This window comes from Massilioclostridium coli (assembly GCF_900095865.1).
Taxonomy (GTDB): Bacteria; Bacillota; Clostridia; order Oscillospirales; family Ruminococcaceae; genus Massilioclostridium; species Massilioclostridium facile.
This window is the reverse complement of sequence record NZ_FMIZ01000002.1, coordinates 1-5,028: the sequence shown is the minus strand read 5'-3', so window position 1 is coordinate 5,028 and position 5,028 is coordinate 1. Positions and strand designations below refer to the sequence as shown.

Genomic DNA, 5,028 nt, shown 5'->3' with positions numbered 1-5,028 from the left:
CAACTAATGTATTAGCTGACGAAAACGCTACACAACAAGATGTTGACACAGCAGTTGAATCCGTACAAACCGCAATGGATGGTTTAGTTGCATTGTCTGGAACCTCTGTTGAAGCTCCAACAGAAAATAATGCTGTTGACCAAACAACTCAAACTGGACAGGAAACTACAACCACAAAAGCAAATGCTGCTAAAACTGGCGATGTTGCTCCAATCGCAATGATTGCCACTTTCGTAGCTGCTGCTGGCACTTTAATGTTCGTAAACAAAAAAAGAAAATAATATTTGATTTTAAACTATGGACTGAATCGTTTACAAAATTAGTATTCGTGCCATATAAAACAGACCTCGAAATAACGGGGTCTGTTTTTTTACCTAATAATGAACCTCTTTCTTCTTAACCAGAAGATAATTTAATGGATTTCTATGATAATATTTTAATACTATCTAACAAACTTACACCAATAGTGATTAAGCATATAAAATCCTCTCATGAAAAAATAAGGAAACTAAGAATGAAAACCTTTTTATTTGTTAATTTACTTTCCTATTTCTAAAAAGAAGTGTCCCATAATTATTTTGGATAATGTGAATTTATTTTTCCATTTTTAATAAAATATTACCATTTTATTGTTGATTTACCTATTTTTTTCTTTTAAAATTCATTACTTTTACCTCTTGATTTTCTTTTTTTATCGTGCAATAATTATATCTGCTCCAATATATCCCATAAGATATATTAAGCTAAGGTGTACTTTTTAGTTCTAGTCATTATTTTTATTTTTTGCTCAAAATTTACTAGAAAATTTTGAGTTTTTTTCTGCCTGAAAAAGTACACATTTTCGGGTGGAAGGGGGCTTGCTACTAACACAATGTTCGCTTGCCCAAATGGGTGAAACAAACCACAAAAGAGAAGGAGGAATTTTTTAAATGAAAAAATTCAAACGAGTAATTGGATTGATCCTGGCAGTATGTATGTTGCTCTCTGTTTTTTCAATCCAAACTGGCGCTTTGCAAGGCGCAAAACTTACATTAAGTAATTTAAAAACCGAAGAATTAACCAACCCTCTTGGGGTGGATACTACAAACCCAAACTTTAGCTGGGTAATCCAATCCAGCGAAAGAGGTACGCTGCAAACCGCTTACCAAATTAAAGTATATCAGGAAAGCCCAGATGGCACAGTTGTATGGGATACTGGAAAGGTGACATCCCCAAATAGTATCAATGTAAAATATGAAGGTGATGCTCTGGCTTCTTCCACAAAATATTATTGGCAAGTAAAAGTATGGGATAATCACGGCAATGAAAGTGCGTTCAGCGAACCTGCCTATTTTTCCACCGGTAAATTTGATCCTGAAACCGAATTGAAAGCGGATTGGATTACTTACAACGCAGATGCAGGAGAAGTGGATTATAATCCTATTAAAATCAAGTTTGACCAACCAATTACTGCTCAATACTTCCGTTTTGCAGTACAAAAAATGGGACTTCCTTCCACAGTAGGACAATATAGAACTAGAATTGCTGAAATCGAAGCTTACAATTCACAAACAGACCCAAATTATGAGAACAACCTGCTGTACAAAAAAAGTACTTCTACTCAAAACCAGGACAATGTATCCAAAATATGGAACAATTCCTATATCAATGATGGCGTTAGAGATTCTGTAAAAGTGCCAGCCGGATACCAATCCCGCTATGCCCTTGACCCAGACCTGCAAAATGAAAAATACATTGATGAAAATGGAGACTACATCAACAACTCCAACGGTAAAGTAAAAAGCTTTAATGACTGGGTTAACTTTAAACTGGGCTCTGATGTTACCATTGATGAAGTATGGATTTACCCTGCTTTAGGAAATGAAGCAATATCCGACCCATCAAAGGTTGCTGACTTCCCTTCCAGCTATACTGTATCTTTCACGAACAATGACTCACTCTATGCCGCAAAACCTTCCTTGACAGACAGTGGGGAAGATATTAATACCCAATGGGTTATCGATGAACAGGTTGTAGACGCTGAAGCGCCTGACAACGAGTTGCCAACAGGGAATTCCCTTCCTTTAATCGCTAAATCTTTTAATACTGACAGTGGTAAACAGATCAAATCCGCTACCCTCTATTCCAGCGGACTCGGCATCTATGAAATGCGGATTAATGGCAACAAGGTGACTGACAACGTTTTGGAACCTGGTTTGACCGAATATGAAAAATCTATTTTCTACAATACATACGATGTAACAGAACTGTTAAACAACGAAGGCGAAAACGTAATTGGTGCAATGCTTGGGAACGGCATCTATGACAACCCAAGGTATGCGTTGCGTTACAGTAAAGCTGACCGCACCAACGGAAAACTGAAACTGTACGCCCAATTGGAAATTACCTATGAAGACGGTTCTACTCAGACCATCCTTTCTGATGACAGCTGGAAATGGACCAACGGCCCAACCGTGCTTTCCCATTGGTATGGTGGTGAGGATTATGACGCACGTCTGGAACAGCCAGGATGGGATTCACCAGGGTTTGACTATTCCAATTGGCAGAACTGTGTGATTGAAAACACCATGCTCAGCTCCAGTGATGGCTCCGAAGTTCCTATGGGGGCATTTAAATCCAGAATGTACCCAGGTTCCAAAATCGTGGATACTCACGAAACAGTGAACTTCTATCACCCTGAAGAAAATGTATATGTATTTGATTTAGGCGTAAACTTCGCAGGATGGTTTGAACTGAATGCGACTTTGCCCGAAGGCACTAAATTGAAAATGCTTCCTGCGGAACAGTTCAATTCTTCTACCCAAAGGGTTAGCCAGGCTTCTTATGGGGAAACTCCATTATACGATACCTACATTTTTAAAGGGGACGAAAATGGGGAAACATGGCATCCAAACTTCATGTACCATGGATTTAGATGGCTGGAAGTTACCGTAATTGGGGATACTGATGTGGAACTTACCCCTGATATGATTCGCGGTTTGGAGATTATGGTTTCTAACGAACAAGTTGGTGAATTTGAAACTTCAGACCAAGATGTAAACGCAGTACATGATCTGATTTTACGTTCAGCTGAAAACAACATGTATGATACTTATACCGACTGCCCTCAAAGGGAAAAATTAGGCTGGATGGAACAAAGCCATCTGACCTATGAGCTTCTTTCTTACAATTATAATATTGCTGCTTACATGGAAAAAATCGCACAAGACCAAAGGGAAGGCCAATATGAAGACGGTTTAATGCCAAGTACCCTGCCTGGCTACTCTCCTCAAGGTGGTAACTATAATGACGATTTATCCTGGGGCGGAGCCGCTATTTTGGTTCCATGGTACACCTACGAAACCTATGGCGACAAACAGATTTTGGAAAAATCCTGGGATGCGATGCAGAAACTGATGCAGCATTATAACAACAGACGGGACAGCTATAAACAAGGACTTGATGAGGCGATTGCCGCTGATCCTAGCCTGAGTTACACTGACTTTGATTATGTACTTTACGATTACGGTCTGGGTGACTGGGGCGAATATCAGGGCGATCCATATGGAGTAAAAGTACAAACCCAAATTTCTCAATCAACTGTATTAATCACTACTCCAGTTTACGCCCAATTAGCAAAAACAATGTCCGAAATCGCTACCACTTTAGGTGATACAGAAAAAGCTGCAGAATACGCAACTTTATACGAAAACATTAAAGCAGAGTTTAACAAACTGTTCTTCAACTACGAAACAGGTATGTATAAAGGACCTGTAAAAGAGAATAACAAACAGCAGGAAGCATTCGCACCACTACAGGACTTTGACCTCCAATCTGTTTACTCATTGGCATTATTCAATGATTTGGTGCCAGACGGCTATGAAGAAATGGTATTACAAAACCTGGTAAACAACATTGTAGAAAATGACTACCATCTGAACACAGGGGAAGTTACCCTGAAATATATGATTAGTGTATTAAGGGAAAATGGCTACAATGACCTGGTTTATAAAATGGCAATGAACGATACCATGCCTAGCTATACCTACTTTATTGGCAGAAACACATCCCTTCCAGAACACTGGAACGGAAGCGGCTCCCAAAGCCATATTATGATGGGTCATATTGACCAATGGTTCTATGAGGGAATTGGTGGTATTAACAACGATGGAATCGCATTTGAAAACTTCACCCTCTCCCCTTATATTCCAGAAGGTATGACATCCGCCAATACTGCTACTACAACAAAATACGGCGAGATCCGTTCTAATTGGAATTACACAGACGGCAATTTCAATTGGGAAGTTGTTGTTCCTACTAACACAACCGCTACTATCGTTATCCCTGTAAAAGACGCTACTGCTGTTACCGAAAGCGGAAATGACATCCTTGGCAAAGATGGTAACGGATTGACTTTTGCAGGTATTGATGAAAACGGATATTGTACCTATACAGTAGGCAGCGGCAGTTATCACTTCACAGCAACCGACAAAGCGCAGCCTTCCAAGACCATCCTCAACACTGTGATTGCATACGCAGAAGAACAACAAGCTGACCCAGCATTTGATAATGTAATTGCAGATGTTCAAAAATCCTTTACTGCAGCACTGGAAAATGCCAAAGCAGTTGCAGCCAATACAGGGGCAACTCAGGAAGAAGTAAATGCAGCATGGCAGACTCTGTTGAACGAAATCCATAAACTGGGCTTTGTCAAAGGTGATATTACTTCCTTACAAAAATTAGTTAACACAGCGAGCAGTTATGACTTAACTAAGTATGTGGAAGCTGGGCAAGCAGAATTTAAAGAAGCATTAGCAGCAGCACAAGAATTGCTGGCAGACAAAGACAATGCTTTAGCAAACGAGATTGAAACAGCAGAAACGAACCTGTTAAACGCAATGCTAAACCTGCGATTCAAAGCAGATAAATCCGTATTGGAACAGGTTATTGCAGAAGCAAATAGCAAAGACGCAACCGCATACACAGCAGAAAGCTACGCAGTATTGACATCAGCAGTAGAAAAAGCAACTAATGTATTAGCTGACGAAA

Annotated in this window: 1 protein-coding gene and 1 pseudogene; both read left to right on the top strand. The window is 39.6% G+C overall.

The features are described from left to right. Nucleotides 1–281: pseudogene (locus BQ2683_RS13310) on the top strand (hypothetical protein); the annotation flags it as partial. A gap of 648 nt (nucleotides 282–929) precedes the next feature. After that, the coding region (locus BQ2683_RS00030; RefSeq protein WP_069986653.1) for a family 78 glycoside hydrolase catalytic domain at nucleotides 930–5,028 on the top strand (4,099 nt) is incomplete at its 3' end.